15 protein-coding genes are annotated in these 15,730 nt (G+C 67.2%); all 15 read right to left on the reverse strand.

Translation table 11 applies throughout. From position 1 onward, the window contains the following. Positions 1-39: 39 nt before the first annotated feature. A complete protein-coding gene (pdxA, locus tag VFW45_12400; GenBank protein HEU5181582.1) occupies positions 40-1,029 on the reverse strand; it encodes a 4-hydroxythreonine-4-phosphate dehydrogenase PdxA in 990 nt (329 codons plus the stop codon). A 4-nt stretch (positions 1,030-1,033) separates the two neighbouring features. Beyond that, entirely contained in the window at positions 1,034-1,408 is a 375-nt protein-coding gene (locus VFW45_12405; protein ID HEU5181583.1) for an RNA chaperone Hfq, read from the reverse strand. Positions 1,409-1,607: 199 nt separating this feature from the next. After that, on the reverse strand, positions 1,608-2,684 hold the full coding sequence (locus tag VFW45_12410) for a peptidyl-prolyl cis-trans isomerase (protein ID HEU5181584.1): 1,077 nt from the start codon (positions 2,682-2,684) through the stop codon (positions 1,608-1,610). Then, on the reverse strand, positions 2,684-3,607 hold the full coding sequence (locus tag VFW45_12415; GenBank protein HEU5181585.1) for a peptidyl-prolyl cis-trans isomerase: 924 nt from the start codon (positions 3,605-3,607) through the stop codon (positions 2,684-2,686). The genes VFW45_12410 and VFW45_12415 overlap by 1 nt, the downstream gene beginning before the upstream one ends. 90 nt (positions 3,608-3,697) lie before the next feature. Next, the gene (gene mfd, locus VFW45_12420) at positions 3,698-7,147 is read right to left on the reverse strand and encodes a transcription-repair coupling factor (protein ID HEU5181586.1); all 3,450 of its coding nucleotides are present in this window, start codon (positions 7,145-7,147) and stop codon (positions 3,698-3,700) included. Continuing rightward, positions 7,144-7,635 (reverse strand): D-glycero-beta-D-manno-heptose 1-phosphate adenylyltransferase, encoded by a 492-nt coding sequence (gene rfaE2 / locus VFW45_12425; protein ID HEU5181587.1) that lies wholly within the window; start codon positions 7,633-7,635, stop codon positions 7,144-7,146. Before rfaE2 ends, mfd begins: the two co-directional genes overlap by 4 nt. Further along, a complete protein-coding gene (locus tag VFW45_12430; GenBank protein HEU5181588.1) occupies positions 7,632-8,414 on the reverse strand; it encodes a dolichyl-phosphate beta-glucosyltransferase in 783 nt (260 codons plus the stop codon). The genes rfaE2 and VFW45_12430 overlap by 4 nt, the downstream gene beginning before the upstream one ends. Continuing rightward, the gene (locus tag VFW45_12435) at positions 8,411-9,490 is read right to left on the reverse strand and encodes an ABC transporter substrate-binding protein (protein ID HEU5181589.1); all 1,080 of its coding nucleotides are present in this window, start codon (positions 9,488-9,490) and stop codon (positions 8,411-8,413) included. The genes VFW45_12430 and VFW45_12435 overlap by 4 nt, the downstream gene beginning before the upstream one ends. An 86-nt stretch (positions 9,491-9,576) precedes the next feature. Then, on the reverse strand, positions 9,577-10,008 hold the full coding sequence (locus tag VFW45_12440; GenBank protein ID HEU5181590.1) for a F0F1 ATP synthase subunit epsilon: 432 nt from the start codon (positions 10,006-10,008) through the stop codon (positions 9,577-9,579). 10 nt (positions 10,009-10,018) lie between these two features. Further along, positions 10,019-11,455, reverse strand: coding sequence for a F0F1 ATP synthase subunit beta (gene atpD / locus VFW45_12445; GenBank protein ID HEU5181591.1), 1,437 nt, complete (start codon positions 11,453-11,455; stop codon positions 10,019-10,021). 28 nt (positions 11,456-11,483) lie between these two features. Beyond that, positions 11,484-12,341: an ATP synthase F1 subunit gamma gene (gene atpG, locus VFW45_12450; GenBank protein HEU5181592.1), complete on the reverse strand. Its 858-nt coding sequence runs from the start codon at positions 12,339-12,341 to the stop codon at positions 11,484-11,486. A gap of 10 nt (positions 12,342-12,351) precedes the next feature. Continuing rightward, positions 12,352-13,887, reverse strand: coding sequence for a F0F1 ATP synthase subunit alpha (gene atpA, locus VFW45_12455; protein HEU5181593.1), 1,536 nt, complete (start codon positions 13,885-13,887; stop codon positions 12,352-12,354). Further along, positions 13,887-14,432, reverse strand: a complete 546-nt coding sequence (gene atpH / locus VFW45_12460; GenBank protein ID HEU5181594.1) for an ATP synthase F1 subunit delta — start codon at positions 14,430-14,432, stop codon at positions 13,887-13,889. Before atpH ends, atpA begins: the two co-directional genes overlap by 1 nt. 182 nt (positions 14,433-14,614) lie before the next feature. Next, entirely contained in the window at positions 14,615-15,010 is a 396-nt protein-coding gene (locus VFW45_12465; GenBank protein ID HEU5181595.1) for a polymer-forming cytoskeletal protein, read from the reverse strand. A 42-nt stretch (positions 15,011-15,052) separates the two neighbouring features. Then, a partial coding sequence (locus VFW45_12470; GenBank protein HEU5181596.1) for a ParB/RepB/Spo0J family partition protein occupies positions 15,053-15,730 on the reverse strand: 678 nt, incomplete at its 5' end.

The raw sequence follows: 15,730 nt of genomic DNA on the forward strand, positions 1-15,730 counted from the left end.
AATTGCGGGAAACAGAAAAGGCGGCGGATCGTCCGTGATTCAGCTGCCGGAAGTGAGGCGCACCGCGAGGGCCACGGCGGCGTTGAGGCTGGAGGGATCGGCGGTGCCGCGCCCCGCGATGTCGTAGGCGGTGCCGTGGTCGACGGTGGTCCGGATGAAGGGGAGTCCGAGCGTCAGGCCCGCCGCCTTGCCGAAGGCCGCGACTTTCACCGGGATCGTCGCCTGGTCATGGTACAGCGCCACCACCAGGTTGAACTCCTTGCGCGCGGCCCGCAGGTACAAGGTGTCGGCGGGGTAAGGTCCCCAGACATCGAGTCCCTCCTCGCGGCACTTCTCGATGGCCGGTACGATCTCCTTCTCTTCCTCCTCGCCGAACAGCGAGTCCTCGCCGGCATGGGGATTGAGCCCCGCGACGCCGATGCGCGGCTCGTCGCGGAACAGACGGCGGTACTCGGTCCCCGCGAAGTGGATCAGCCCCGCCAGCCGGTCGCGCGTCACCAGCTCCAGAGCGCTGCGCAGCGAGACGTGGTGGCTGAGGACCACCACCCGGAAGGCGGGCGTGACGAACATCATTCCCACCTGGGGCGAGTCGGTGAGGCGCGCAAGAATCTCGGTGTGCCCGGTCGAGCCGATCCCCGCCTCGAACAGCGCCTTCTTGCTGATCGGCCCGGTCACGATGCCGGCCACCTTGCGCTCCCAGGCCAGCGATACGGCTTTCTTGATCGAGGCCATGGCGGCGTTTCCCGAGGCGGCGCTGGGGAAGCCCATCGGAATCGCCTCCGGGGGCTCGCCGAGATCCATCAGGAACGGCCCCGCCCCTTCGAGCGCGGCGCGCCCGTCCCAGACCTGCAGGCTCTGAGGCAGGCTGATGCGCAGGTGCGCGGCGGTGCGGCGCAGCTGCTCGGCGTCGCCCACCACCACCAGACGGCAGGAAGAGATGACGTCGAGATCGGCGAGGCACTTGGCGGCGATCTCCGGGCCGATCCCCGCGGGATCGCCGATCGTCAGGGCCAGCGTCGGGTTGGGCAAGGGCTCAGTAACCCTCGTCCGACTCGCCCTTCGAGCCGGAGGCCTCGTCGAGCTTGTACATGTATTTGATGGAGTGCTTGTTGACCAGGAGGTTCGGCGCGTTGTCCCGGTTGACCTTGATGCAGGTCTTGTCGTACCACTCGATCACGCCGTGCAGCTGCTCGCCGTCGTTCAGCACGACGACCATCTGGGTCTTGGCGTTCATCTGCTTGAGATAGTAGAAAGCCTCCGCGTTCGTCTGCTCCGGCGGCGCCTGCTTGCGCGGCGGCCGGTGCGCCGCCGGGGGCCCGGTCATCTTCTCCTTCAAGTCGGACAGATTCGGACGGATGAGCTTGCGGTGGATCATCTCGTCACCTCGCTTGGTTTGGTGCCCTCTCACGTTGCTCTCCCTCTCTGGAGCCGCCTCCGGGAAACATCCGTCCGGTCCGGTCGAAGGCGTGCGCGGCCGTCCGGCGGTTGCAGGCGATTGGCTCGTCGGAGTCCCTCTCTTGGATGCGACGGTCCTGCGCTTGGAAGGTGCCGATGTGCGCGGAGTCTAGCACAGGCGCTCCGAATTCCGCCAGAGGCGCGGCTTCGCGTCAATTCTCCGGCTTCTCCGGCTCGGGTGTCGGCTTCTCCGGCTCGATCCCTGGCTCCGGCTTTTCCGGCTCGGTCCCGGGAATATCCGTCGTCGGGCGGAACTCCGAGTCGCCGTAGCGCGGAAAGACGTAGATGTAGTTTTCCTTCCACAGGCCTTCGAGATAGGTCTCGAGGTTCTCCTTGAAGCGCGTGTCCCTCACCTTCTCGGTGATCGATTCCTTGGCGTCGGCGAGGGGCGTCACCTCCTCGGGCTCGCGGGTCTCCAGACGGATGATGTGGAAGGCGCGCGTCGACTCGATCGGTCCGGCCAGCTCGCCGGGCTTGATGGAGAAGACCACCTTCTCGATCTCGGGGCGCAGCTCGCCGTGGGCAAACGGCCCAACCAGGCCTCCCCGCTCCTTGCTCGACACCCCCGACTCGCGGCCCGCCACCTCGCCGAAATCGGCGCCGGAGTCCAGCTCGCGCCGCGCCGCTTCGGCGCGCGCCTTGGCGTCCGCCTTGTTGCCTTCCTCGAAGAGGATCACGATCTCACGGAACAGCACCCGCTCGGGCCGGACGAACTCCTGGCGGTGCTCGTTGTAGTAGGCCTGCATGTCCTTGTCGGAGACGCTGATCTTCCGGCGCACCTCGTAGTTGATGATCTCCTGCGGGATCGACAGCCGCGTCAGCGCATCGAGCAGGTCCTGGCGGCTCATGTTCTGCTCCTTCAGGAGCCGGTCGAGCTCGTCGTCGGAGGCGATCTTCTGCTGCTTCTTGAAGTCATCCAGCAGGTTCTTGCGCACCTTCTCCATGTCGAGAAGCACGTCGCCGCGCTGGACCAGCAGCGTCTCGATGATCATGTTGTGCAGCAGCTCGTCGGAGGCGGCGTCCACCTTGGCTGCCAGCTCGCTGCCGGAATATTTCCGGCCCAGCTGCTCCTCGTACAGCGCCAGGCGCTCCTCGAACTGGGTGCGCGTGATGATCGAGTTGTTCACCTTGGCGACGATCTCCTCGACGATCTCGGCGCGCGCGGGAAGACAGGCCGCCGCCCCCGCGAGCAGGGCCCCCAGCACCGCCGGACGGAGCAGACGCCGCATCATCCTCCCACCTCTCCCTGGTACTTGAACGGCAGATTGGCGCGATGCACCTCCACCTTCGCCTCGTGCCGGGCTTCCTGCAGCACCTGAGCCAGCGCCGCCTCGGCCTTCTGCTGCATCAGCAGGACCTCGATGCGCCGGCGCGCCTCCTCGAGGCTCTGGGTCTTGGCCTCCTGCCGGTCCACCACCTGGAAGAAGCGGAACTTCCCTTCGCCCGCCACCTGGCCGCTGACCTGGCCGGGAGCGAGCGAGGCGACCGCCTCACGCACCTCGGCCGGCAGCTCGTCTTCCTCGAAGGAGCGGGGCTGCCCCTTGTCGGGCGACAGCGAGGCGCGCTGCGCGAGGAGCGCGAAGCGGGCCGGGTCGGTGCGCAGCTCGTCGCCCACCCGCTTCGCGTCGGCCGCCTCCTCTAGGAGGATCTGGCGCAGGACGATGACCCGGGATTGCCGGAACTCCGCGGGATGCCCCTGGAAATAGGCTTCGATTTCTTCCGGCGCCACCTTCAGGTCCTTCAGCAGGACGCGGTCCTTGAACTCCTGGATCAGCAGATCGCGCCGCACCTGCTCGCGCAGGCCGCCGTCTTCTTTCTTCCCCGAGCCGGGGCCGCTCCCCAGTCCGGACAGGAACGCGTCGACCTGCTCCTCACCCACCGACAGCCGCTCCTGCTCCGCCTTCTGCAGCAGCAGCCGTTCCTCGATGAACTGGTCCAGCAGGCGGCTCAGGGTCTCGGCATCGTCGCGTTGCGGCGGCTCCTCCCCGAAGCTGGCCTTGAGGTACGACTCGAAATCGGAGTAAGGGATCCCTTCGCCGTTGAGCGTCACCGCCGGCGCCTCGGCGCGGCCACGCGAGCAGCCCAGGGCCACGGCCGCCTGCAGGAGGACCGCGAAGAACGTGCGGAAGCGATGAGGGGGTGCCGCTTTCATTGGATCCGACCCGCGTGGGAGGCTTGTTCCATCGACTCGAGCGCGATCAGGTGCTCTAAGGCAGGCGCCACTTGGGCGGACTCTAGCACATCAAAGAAGGGCTTTCAACAAATCACGGACCGCCGCGATCCGCTCCTCTTCCGCGCTGCTCACGGCGATCCGCACCACCCCTTCCGGCGACAGCGACATCTTCTTCGATTTCGCCACCACCTCGATCAGCCGCTGCGGCGCCGCCGGGGAGTCGGGGGCAAAGCGCACCGCCACCTTGTCTCCCGCCGCATCCACCGAGACGACCCGCAGCTTCTCCGCCAGGAGCTTGAGCGCCGCCAGGGTGAACAGCCGCTCCCCTTGCGGCGGGATCGCCCCGTACTTGTCGCGCGTCTCGCTGCGGATCCGCTCCAGCTCGTCGCGGTCGCGCGCCGAGGAGACCGCCTTGTACAGCGACAGCCTCTGGTTGAAATCGGGCAGGTACTCGTCCGGGATGCGGACGTCCACCTTCAGGTTCAGGGCGGTGCGCAGCTCCGGCAGGACCGTCTCTCCCTTCAGCTCCTGCACCGTGCGCTCGAGCAGCGCCGTGTAGGTCTCGAAGCCGACGGCGGCGATGTGGCCGTGCTGCTCGGCCCCCAGGAAGTTGCCCGCCCCGCGTATCTCCAGGTCCATCGCCGCGATGCGGAAGCCCGAGCCGAGGTCGCTGAACTCCTGCAGCGCCTTCAGCCGCCGCCGCGCCACCGGCGTCAGCACGGTGCGCGGCGGGACGAGGAAGTAGGCGAAGGCGCGCCGCTCCGAGCGCCCGACCCGCCCGCGCAGCTGGTACAGCTGCGACAATCCGAAGCGATCGGCCCGGTTCACCACCAGGGTGTTCACCTTCGGGATGTCCAGGCCGTTCTCGATGATGGTGGTCGACAGCAGCACGTCGTGATCGCCCCGCAGGAAGGTCATCATCGTGCTCTCCAGCTCGCGCTCCGCCATCTGCCCGTGGGCGACCGCCACGCGCGCCTCGGGAACCAGACGGCGCAGCAGGACGGCCATCGAGGCGATGCTCTCCACCCGGTTGTGCACGAAGTAGATCTGCCCGCCGCGCTTGATCTCGTGGCGCACCGCCGTGGCGATCACTCCGGCGCGGAAGGGCACGATGTGGGTCTGGATCGACAGGCGGTTCCGGGGGGCGGTCTCGATCACCGACAGGTCGCGGATCCCGGCCAGGGAGAGCTGCAGCGTCCGCGGGATCGGAGTGGCGCTCATCGCCAGCACGTCGACGTTTTTCTTGAACTGCTTGATGCGCTCCTTGGCCGCCACCCCGAAGCGCTGCTCCTCGTCCACCACCAGCAGCCCGAGGTCCTTGAACTTCACGTCCTTGGACAGCAGCCGATGGGTGCCGATGATGACGTCCACCTTGCCCGCGTCCAGATCGCGCGCGGTCGCCTTCTGCTCCAGCGGGCTGCGGAAGCGGCTGAGCATCTCCACGCGCGCCGGAAACCCGGCGAAGCGCTCCTTGAAGGTGGCGAGGTGCTGCGTCGCCAACACGGTGGTGGGGACCAGGACGGCCACCTGCTTCCCTTCCATCACCGCCTTGAAGGCGGCCCGCAGCGCCACCTCGGTCTTGCCGAAGCCGACGTCGCCGCAGATCAGCCGGTCCATCGGCAGGGAGGATTCCATGTCGGCTTTGACGTCCTCGATCGCCCGCTGCTGGTCGGGCGTCTCCTCGTAGGGGAAGGCGTCCTCGAACTCGCGCTGCCAGGGGGTGTCGGGGCCGAAGGCGTACCCGGGAGCCGCCTTGCGCGCGGCGTACAGCTGCAGCAGCTCCTCCGCCATGTCGCGCATCGCCCGGCGCACCTTGCGCTTGGTGCGCTCCCAGGTGGCGCCCCCGAGCCGGTCCAGCTTGGGGAGCCGGTCTCCCGAGCCGCTGTAGCGCTGCACCAGGTCGAGGCGCTCCACCGGGACGTAGAGACGGTCCTTCCCTTCGAAGTGCAGCTCCATGAAATCGGAGCCGCGGCCTTCCTCCCCCAGCCGCACCACGCCGGTGTAACGGGCGATCCCGTGATCGGCATGGACCACCAGGTCTCCGACCTTGAGATCGCGGAAATCAGGGGAGAAGACTCCGATGCGGCGGCGGCGCGCCTCCTTCTCGTGGATCTCCCCGAAAATGTCGCGCTCCGCGACGACGAACAGCCCGGCATCCGGCAGCGTGAAGCCGGACTCCAGCGTCCCGGGCAGGACCAGCCGCGCCGCGGCGGCAGGCAGCGGCGCGGCAGGATCCTCGATGAGAGTCGCAGGCTCCCCCAGCTCCTTGAGGATCTCCGCGAGGCGCTCCATGCGTCCATGGCTTCCCACGGCAATCAGGGCCTTCCACCCGGCCGAGGCGGCCTCGGCCAGATCGATCGCCAGATCGGGAAGATGGTCGATGTAGCGCCGTCCCGGCCGGCAGGCGATGCGCACCTCTCCACGCGGCAGGGCCAGGGAGAGCTCCGCGAGCAGCAGCGGCGCCGAGCGCAGCGCGCGCACCAGGTCAACCTTGGGGACGAAGACCTCCTCCGGCGGCGGCAGCGCGAAGGCCTCGGAGAACTCGTAGGAGGCGTGGATCTCCTCCCAGGCCTTCTCCACTTCCTGGATCACCGCGTCGGGCTCCTCCACGGCCACCAGTGCGCCGGGTGCGAAGTGGAAGAGATCGACCGATTCCTCGTCCATCAGCGCCGCGAACGCCTCGATTCCGGGAAAGCCCCCTTCCGCGCGCAGCTCCTCCACCAGGGCCCGGCGGCGGGCCTCCCCCGGCCCTTCGGGACGCTGCCTCAGCCGGCGCTCCAGCGTGTCGATCGGCACCCTCTCCAGCGGCACCTCCCGCACCGGGAGAAGGATGGTGCGCTCCAGCGGCTCCATGGAGCGCTGGGTCTCGGGATTGAAGCTGCGCAAGGTGTCCACCTGCTCTCCGTAGAACTCGATGCGGAGCGGCACCTCCGACTGGGGCTGGAACAGATCGACGACACCTCCTCGCCGGGCGAACTCGCCGTAGGAGGTGACATGCTCGGCTCGCGTATAGCCGGCAGGGATCAGCCATCCGCAGAGCTGATCGGGGCTCAGGGCCGATCCGGGGTGGATCGACATCTGAGCGGCGACGAATCCGACCGGGGACGGGAGCTTGTAGAAGAGGGAGCGGGCCGGGACGACGATGAGCGCCGGACGCGCCGAGACCAGATGGTCCAATGCGACGACCCGCTCGCAGCTCACCTGGAGATGGGGAGAAAGCCCTTGATAAGGGTCGGCGTCGAGGGCCGGAAGGACGTCAAGGGCCGGATCGTCCCGGCCCAGCCAGCGCTTCCAGGTGCGCAGGTCTTTTTCCCAGCGCTCGGTTTCCGCCTCCCCGGAGGTGACCAGGATCACCGTCCGCGACAGCGATTGCTGCAGCAGCAGGATGTGGAGGGCCTTGGCCGAGGAAGTGGGGCCGGTCAGCGCCGCATGCTCTCCGGCCAGCAGCCGCCGCGCGAGCTCGGGAAGTCCCGCCCTGGCCCCAGCGGCGGCCAGCAGAGCGCCGAGCGGGGAGCTCACTGCCGTCGTCCCGCGAGGATCCTTTTCAGGAGAGCCGAGGTCGACAGTCCCCGGCGCAGCGGCACGACCCGCACCTCGCCGCCGCCGGCGGTCACGGTGTCTCTTCCCACGATGCGCTCGGGAGACCAGTCCCCACCCTTGACCAGGACCCCGGGACGGACCGCCCGCACGATGGCGGCGGGCGTCGGCTCGGAAAAGACCACGACGTAGTCGACGCACTCGAAGGCGGAGAGTACCTCGGCCCTCTCGCGCGCGTCGAGGATCGGCCGGCCGGGTCCCTTGAGCCTGCGCACCGAGGCATCGCTGTTGATCGCGACCGCCAGGGCATCGCCCATCCTACGCGCCTGCTGCAGCAGCCGTACGTGGCCCGGGTGAATCAGATCGAAGCAGCCGTTGGTGAATACCAGTCGCCTCCCCTGCCGCGCCATGCGGCGCGAGATGGAGGCCAGGCCGGCCCGCGAGACGATCTTGCTCGACTTGTTCCTCATAGCGCGCCCCGATTCATGCCGAGACGGTCGCGCGCCGACACGCACAGAATGTCCCACAGCATGCGGGCGCTGTCTTTCACGATCCTCACCCTGGACTGGGGGGAGTTCCTCCACAGGACCGGGATCTCCTCCACGGCGAGTCCTCGCCGGCGGGCGAGGATCAGCACCTCCACATCATAGGAGAAACGGTCCACTCTGGCCGCCCGGAAGACCGGATCGAAAGCCGCCCGATCGAACAGCTTGAAGCCGCACTGCGTGTCCCTGAATGGCAGACCGGTGAGTCCGCGCATGACCCGGTTGAAGGTCCTGCCCATGGTCTGTCGCAGCCACCCCTGGGGAAGCTCGACGGTGGAGGGGTCCACCGCCCGGGACCCGATCGCTCCGGCCAACCCGCCCCGGTTCATGGCGGCGTCGAGCTTGTCGATCTCCTCGATCGGGGTCGACAGGTCGGCGTCGGTGAGGAGGACGCGGCGGCCGGCGCTCTCGAGGAAGCCCCGCCGGATGCTGAACCCCTTGCCGCGATTGACCTGGTTCTGCAGGACTCGCAGATTCGGGATCTCGCCGCGCAGCGACTCGACGATGCGGAACGTCTCGTCCCGGCTGCCGTCGTTGACCACCAGGATCTCGGCCGGAACCCCGCGGTGCTTCAGGAACCGGTGGATGGCGTGCAGGGTCGGGATGATGCGCTGCGCCTCGTCGTAGGCGGGAATGACGATAGAGAGGTCCGGGCGCGCCGGAGGCGCCGCTGGCCGCCCGCCGGCCGGAAGGCTCCCGCTCAAGGCCGGTCTTCTCCGATGGGGCGAGGGTGCGAACGCACCTTCTCCCGGTAGTCACGGTAGAGGATAAAGCGTCCCTCGTGGACGATGTAGGCCCTGGGATACTGCACCACGTCCCCTTCGGCGTCGAAGCTCAGCGTGCCGGAGGCGCCGCGGAAGTCCTTGATGCCGCGCAGCGCGTCCGCTATGCGCTCCGGCTGCGCCCCACCCGCCCGTCGGATCGCCTCGGCGGCCACCAGCACGGCGTCATAGCCATGCGCCGCCCACAGATCGGGATCGGCATGGTGCCGCTCGCGGTAGCGTGCCGTGAAGCGCTTCACCGAGGGCTCCTCGCTGTCGGGATCGAACACCGTCGTCGGGAAGACGACGCCTTCGGCGGCGTCCCCCGCTTCCTCGAGGGTCTTCGGATTGCCGAAGCTGGAGGTGCTCAGGACGGTCCGGTCCGGGGAGATTTTGCGGATTTCCTTGAGGATCTTTCCCATGTCGCTGTAGTAGCCGGCGAGATAGATCCCTTCGGTGCCTGCCGCCAGCGCCTTGTCCGCGACGGCCGCGTGGTCTTCTCCATGCTCGGCATACAGCTGGATCTCCGGCCGGGAAGCGCCTGGGAAGCTGCGGCGGAAGACGGCGGCCAGCCCGCGGCCGAAGGCGTTGTCGATCGCCACGATGCGCACGCTGCGCAGCTTCAGCTCATCGCCCGCCAGCTGGGCCATGTAGGCCCCTTCCAGGTTATCGGAGGGATAGACCCGGAAGACGTAGCGTCCGGCGTGGGTAATCTCAGGGCTGGAGCTGGCGGGGCTGAGGAGAATCTTGCGGCGCTTCTCCGCCAACGGGGCAATCCGCAGCGTCTCGGAGCTCAGGACGGCGCCGAGAATCAGCGGGACATCGAGGCGATCATACAGCTCCACGGCGGCGCGCACCGCCTGCTCGGCCGAGCTGCCGCTGTCGCGATGCAGGATCGTCAAGGGGATGCCCTTGATTCCCCCGGCGGCGTTCACCTCGTCGAGTCCCAGGTCCATCCCGCGCCGGATGCTCTGGCCGTAGTAGGCGCCGTTCCCGGTCTCCGACAGCACGGCGCCCACCCGGATCTCCCGGGGCCGATCGCACGCCGGGGCCAGGAGAGCCGCTGCGGCGCACAGGCAAGCGCGCAGGGCGCCGGTGGTCCGCGTCAGATCTCTCCCAGCGAGGCTGCGCCGGCTTTGGAGGCGACCTGGATCCGGATCAAGGCCTTCTCCAGCGCCACCTCCGCCCGGCGGAAGTCGACGTCGGGATCGGCGCTCTTCATCTCCTTCAAGGCCCGGTCGCGCGCCCGCTCCGCCCGGGGAAGATCGATCTCTTCGGCCTTCTCCGCCGTCTCGGCCAGGATCGAGACGCGGTCCCCCAGGATCTCCGCGAAGCCCCAGGACACCGCCAGGTGCTTCGTTTCGCGCCCCTTGCGGATCGTGATCTCGCCGATTTTCAGGGTGGTCAGCAGCGGGGCATGGCCGGGACGCACGCCAAGATAGCCGTCGTAGCCGGGGAGGATGACCTCGTCCACCGCCTCGCTGACGACCGCCCGCTCAGGTGACACGATGTCGAGCTGGATCTTCTCCGGGAGCAAGACGATCCTCCTAGGCCGCCGACTTCATCTTCTCGGCCTTCTCCAGGACCTCGTCGATCGTCCCGACGAGATAGAAGGCCTGCTCGGGGACGTCGTCGTGCTTGCCGGCGACGATCTCCTTGAAGCCGCGGATGCTCTCGGCGATCGGGACATACCTGCCGGGAATCCCGGTGAACTGCTCGGCCACGAAGAAGGGCTGCGACAGGAACTTCTGGATCTTGCGGGCCCGGGCCACGGTGATCTTGTCGTCCTCCGACAGCTCGTCGATGCCGAGAATCGCGATGATGTCCTGCAACTCCTTGTAGCGCTGCAGGACCGACTGCACCGAGCGCGCCGTGTTGTAGTGCTCGTCGCCGAGGATGCGCGGGTCCAGGATGCGCGAGGTGGAGGCGAGCGGGTCGACCGCCGGGTAGATCCCCAGCTCGGATATCTTGCGCGACAGGTTCGTCGACGCGTCCAGGTGGGCGAAGGTGGTGGCCGGCGCCGGATCGGTGTAGTCGTCCGCCGGGACGTAGATCGCCTGCACCGAGGTGATCGATCCGCGCGTGGTGGAGGTGATGCGCTCCTGCAGCTCGCCCATCTCCGTCGCCAGCGTCGGCTGGTAGCCGACCGCCGAGGGCATGCGTCCCAGCAGCGCCGAGACTTCGGAGCCGGCCTGCGTGAAGCGGAAGATGTTGTCGATGAACAGCAGCACGTCCTGGCCTTCCTTGTCGCGGAAGTACTCGGCCACGGTGAGCCCCGTCAGGCCGACCCGCAGGCGCGCCCCGGGCGGCTCGGTCATCTGCCCGTAGATCAGCGAGGCTTTCGACTTCTCGGTGTTGCCGGGGACGATGACGCCCGACTCCTGGAACTCGAGCCAGAGGTCGTTCCCCTCGCGTGTCCGCTCCCCCACGCCGGCGAACACGGAGAATCCTCCGTGCTTCATCGCGACGTTGTTGATCAGCTCCTGGATCAGGACGGTCTTGCCGACGCCGGCGCCGCCGAACAGGCCGGTCTTGCCCCCCTTCATGTAGGGCTCCAGCAGGTCGATGACCTTGATCCCGGTCTCGAACATGGTGATGGAGGTGGACTGCTCCTCAAAAGGGGGCGGCTCGCGGTGGATCGGCCAGCTCTCCTTCGCATTGATCGGACCCTTCTCGTCCACCGGCTTGCCCAGGACGTTCATCACGCGCCCGAGCGTCTCCCGGCCGACCGGCACGGTGATCGGCCCGCCCGTGTCGATCGCCTCCATGCCGCGGACCATCCCCTCGGTGGGCTCCATCGCCACGCAGCGCACGCGGTTCTCGCCCAGGTGCTGCGCCACTTCCGCCGTCACGTCCAGCTCGGGCGCCTCGGGCGCGGCCTTCCCCTGGATGCGCACCGCGCTGAGAATCGCCGGCAGGTGCCCCTCCGGGTACTCGATGTCGATGACCGGGCCGACGATTCGGACGATCTTTCCCTTGTTCATGCCTTCTCTCTCCAGGAGGTCTTTGGGATCATTCCAACGCGGCGGCGCCGGCCACCACTTCCAGGATCTCCTTCGTGATCCCGGCCTGCCTCACCTTGTTCATGTTCAGCGTCAGCGACTCGATCAGCTCGCCGGCATTGTTGGTCGCCGCGTCCATCGCCGCCATCCGCGCCCCGTGCTCGGCCGCCGCCGACTCGAGCAGCGCCCGGTAGAGCTGCACCTCCACGTGCTTAGGGAGCAGCTGGCTGAAGATCTCCGCTTGGCTGGGCTCGTACAGGTAGTCCACCGGCAGCAGCTTCTCCTCCTCGGGAAGCTTCTCGATCGGCAGGAGCTTCTCCACCACCACGCGCTGCTGGATGGCCGATTTGAACTCGTTGTACACGAGGTAGATCGCGTCGCGCTCGAGCGAGACGTAGCGTTGGATCAAGTCGCGCGCCAGCTCCGCCGCGTGGGCGTAGGAGATCTTGCGGAAGACGTCGACGAGCTCGCGCCGCATCGGGACGCGCCGGCGCCGCAGGAAATCCCTCCCCTTCTTCCCCACCGCCGTCACCGATACGTCCTTCGCATGCAGTCGCTCGAGCTCGGCCTTCCCCGCCTTGAGAATGTTGGCGTTGAAGCCGCCGCACAGCCCGCGGTCGGAAGTGATGATCACCACCTCCACCTTGTTCTCCTCGCGCCGCTTCAGCAGAGGATGACTCTCGGGCTGGGCGCGGGTGGCCAGGCTGTTCAGCACCTGGAGCATGCGCCGCGCGTAGGGGCGGGCCGCCAGGATCTGCTCCTGCGCCCGGCGCAGCTTGGTGGCCGACACGAGCTTCATCGTGTAGGTGAGCTGCTGGGTGTTCTTGATGCTCCGGATGCGCGTCCGGATGTCGCGCAGGTTGGGCACGGGGGCTCCGCTAGATAGCCGCGACCGGGACCGCTTCGCGCGCCGAGAAGGCGTCGCGGAACTGATCGAGGAGGGCCCGCAGCTCCTGCTTGATCTCATCGTCCAGCGCCTTGCGCTCGACGAGCTTGCGCTGCGTGGCCGCGCCCGCGGTATCCATGTACTGCGCCAGTCCCTTCTCGAAGTCGCGTCCGCGCGCCGTCTCGAAGCCGTCCAGATAGCCGTTGACGGCGGCGAAGATGATGACGATCTGCTTCTCGACCGACACCGGCTGGTACTGCCCCTGCTTCAGGATCTCCACAAGACGCTCGCCGCGCGCGAGCTGATCGCGCGTCGCCTTGTCGAGATCGCTGCCGAACTGGGCGAAAGCCGCCAGCTCGCGGTACTGCGCCAGGTCCAGCCGCAGCGTTCCGGCGATCTGCTTCATGGCCTTGATCTGGGCGTTGCCGCCGACGCGCGACACCGACAATCCGACGTTGATCGCGGGACGCACGCCCGAGTGGAACAGGTCCGACTCCAGGAAGATCTGGCCGTCGGTGATCGAGATGACGTTGGTCGGGATGTAGGCGGAGATGTCCCCTGCCTGTGTCTCGATGATCGGCAGCGCCGTGAGGGACCCGGCGCCCAGCTTGTCGTTCAGCTTGGCGGCGCGCTCCAGCAGCCGGGAGTGCAGGTAGAAGACATCCCCGGGGAAGGCCTCGCGGCCGGGCGGCCGGCGCAGGAGCAGGGAGATCTCCCGGTAGGCCGCCGCATGCTTCGACAGGTCGTCGTAGATCACCAGCGCGTGCTTGCCGCGGTCGCGGAAGTATTCCCCGATGACGCAGCCCGAGTACGGAGCGATGTACTGCATCGTGGCGGGATCGGAGGCCGAGGCCGAAACCACCACGGTGTGCGCCATGGCCCCGTATTCCTCCAGCGTGCGCACCACCTGCGCCACGGTCGATTTCTTCTGGCCGATGGCGACGTAGATGCAGTAGACGCCCGTATCCTTCTGATTGATGATCGTGTCGAGAGCCACGGCGGTCTTGCCGGTCTGCCGGTCGCCGATGATCAGCTCGCGCTGCCCGCGGCCGATCGGGATCATGGCGTCGATCGCTTTGATGCCGGTCTGCAGGGGCTCCTTCACGGGACGCCGGTCCACGACGCCCGGCGCGAGCCGCTCGATCGGCATGCTCTCGCGCGCCGCGACGGGGCCCTTGCCGTCCACCGGCTGCCCGAGGGCGTTCACCACCCGGCCGGTCATGGCGTCGCCGACCGGCACCTCCATCAGCTTGCCGGTGCGCCGCGCCTGGTCCCCTTCCTTGATCCGGCTCGTCTCGCCGAGCAGCACCGCCCCGACGCTCTCTTCCTCGAGATTCAGCGCGATACCGAAGACCCCGTGCGGCAGCTCGAGCAGCTCGCCGGCCATGGCGCGCTCCAGGCCGTACAGGCGCGCGATGCCGTCGCCCACGGAGAGCACGGTTCCCACCTCGCTCAAGTCCACTTCCGTGGCGAACCCTTCGATTTCCTGCCGGATGATCTTGCTGATCTCATCCGCCCTGATGTCCATCAACGCTCCCTGATGATTTGTTGTTTCAGCTTCTGCAGGCGGCTCGCCACCGTGCCGTCATAGACGAGCGATCCGATCCGCGCCCGGGCGCCGCCCAGCACTCCCGGGTCCACCTTGTGGGTGAGGCGGACGGTCTTCCCCGTGAACTTCTCCAGCGACGCGACCACCTCTTGCTGCATCTTCGCGTCCAGCGGCCGCGCCGTCGTCAGCTCGACCGACACCCGATTGAGCGATTCCTCCTCGAGCTTGCGGAACTGCAGCGCGACTTCGGGGAGAATTCCCATCCGGCCTTTCTGCAGGAGAATCTCGAGGAGCTTGAGCTGCGGCCCCTTCATGCCCACACGGCGGGCTACCTCGGAAAGCCCCTTCTGCTTGCGCGCCAGCGGGTAGGAAGGATTGAGAAGAAAATCGCGCAGCTCCCGCCCTTCACGAAACATCGCCGTGAAGGCGTCCAGCTCGTCGGCGGCGGTTTCGAAGGCTCGCTTGTCCTTGACGACCCCGGCGAGGGCCCGGGCGTACCGGGCGGCGAGGCTGCTCTGCTTCATCGCGGCTGCTTCCCTCTACCTTCAGGCGGCCCATCCGGAGCGATTTCCTCCGGCGCGGACCGGATGATTGGGGATGGAGCCGCAGCGGGTGGAAAAACCGGCGTCTCCGTGCCCTTGAGCGCGGAAAAGAGCGGGTTAAATACCACGACCTGAAGGGATTGTCAAACCGGGGCGGGCGCGCTTCAGGACTCCGACAAGACCCCCAGCTTGACCTCTTTCAGGTCCCGGCGGTGCTCACTCGCCATTTCGATCGTCCCCTCGAAGACGCCTCCCTCTTCGATGATCAGTCCAGGCTTCTCCAGAATGAGCTCGCCCCGGACCTGGCCATGGGCATGGATCGTCAGCCTTTCCCGCACGTGCATCGTTCCGGAGACTTTTCCATTGACGGAGAGGCTGCCGACATCGATTTCGGCCTCGATTTCTCCCGACTCGCCTACCACCAGCTCTTTCTCGGAAGTGATCTTTCCCGTGATCTTTCCTTCCACGCGCAGGATTTCCGGAAACCGGACGTCGCCGCTGATGACCGTCCCTTCTCCGAGAAACCCGCTCAGATTGCTCTCGCCGGTCCTCTCCCTCATGTCGCAATTCCCCCGTGGGGCCCGATGCGGCCGGGCCGAGGTTCAGTGACTTCGAGCCACCAGCAGGCTGAAGAGGCGATCCAGATCATCTTCGGAGTAGTAGTCGATTTCGATCCTTCCGGTGCCTTTCTTCTTGCCCGAAACCAGGCGCACTCGCGAGCCGAGGCTCTTGGTCAGCCTCTCCTCGGCCGCGATGACATTGGGATCGCGCGGCGCGGGCGCGTTTCCGGGAGCTTGCGGGGAGGCTTTCGTCCGCGAGCGGACCATCTCTTCGGTCTCGCGCACCGTGAGCAGCCCGTTCACCACCCTCTCCGCGGCCTCGATCTGCTGCTTCTCGTCGGGAAGCGAAAGAATCGCGCGGGCGTGGCCTCCGTCGATCAAGCCATCAGAAATCATATTCTGGACTTTATTTGGCAGTTTTAATAACCTGAGTTGATTTGCGATGGTGGACCGGTCTTTTCCGACGCGCTTCGCAACTTCCTCCTGAGTGAGCTGAAGGTCGGTCAGAAGAAGCTCATAGGCCTTCGCTTCCTCGAGCGGATTCAGCTCCTGTCGCTGGATGTTCTCCACCAGAGCCATCTCGAGCTTGCGGTCGTCGGAGACGGTTCGCAGGATTGCCGGGATTCTTGGAATTCCGGCCATCTGGGCGGCGCGCCAGCGTCGCTCGCCTGCGACCAGGTGGAAGCTCCCCTCTTCCTCGGTGACGATGACTGGCTGGAT

The sequence above is a fragment of the Candidatus Polarisedimenticolia bacterium genome, assembly GCA_035764505.1.
Lineage (GTDB): Bacteria > Acidobacteriota > Polarisedimenticolia > Gp22-AA2 > AA152 > AA152.

Coding starts and splice junctions, on each gene's coding strand:
- VFW45_12410 (HEU5181584.1), bottom strand. CDS start 2,684: ATGCGGCGTCTGCTCCGTCCGGCGGTGCTGGGGGCCCTGCTCGCGGGG.
- VFW45_12415 (HEU5181585.1), bottom strand. CDS start 3,607: ATGAAAGCGGCACCCCCTCATCGCTTCCGCACGTTCTTCGCGGTCCTC.
- rfaE2 (HEU5181587.1), bottom strand. CDS start 7,635: ATGAGGAACAAGTCGAGCAAGATCGTCTCGCGGGCCGGCCTGGCCTCC.
- atpD (HEU5181591.1), bottom strand. CDS start 11,455: ATGAACAAGGGAAAGATCGTCCGAATCGTCGGCCCGGTCATCGACATC.
- atpA (HEU5181593.1), bottom strand. CDS start 13,887: ATGGACATCAGGGCGGATGAGATCAGCAAGATCATCCGGCAGGAAATC.
- atpH (HEU5181594.1), bottom strand. CDS start 14,432: ATGAAGCAGAGCAGCCTCGCCGCCCGGTACGCCCGGGCCCTCGCCGGG.
- VFW45_12465 (HEU5181595.1), bottom strand. CDS start 15,010: ATGAGGGAGAGGACCGGCGAGAGCAATCTGAGCGGGTTTCTCGGAGAA.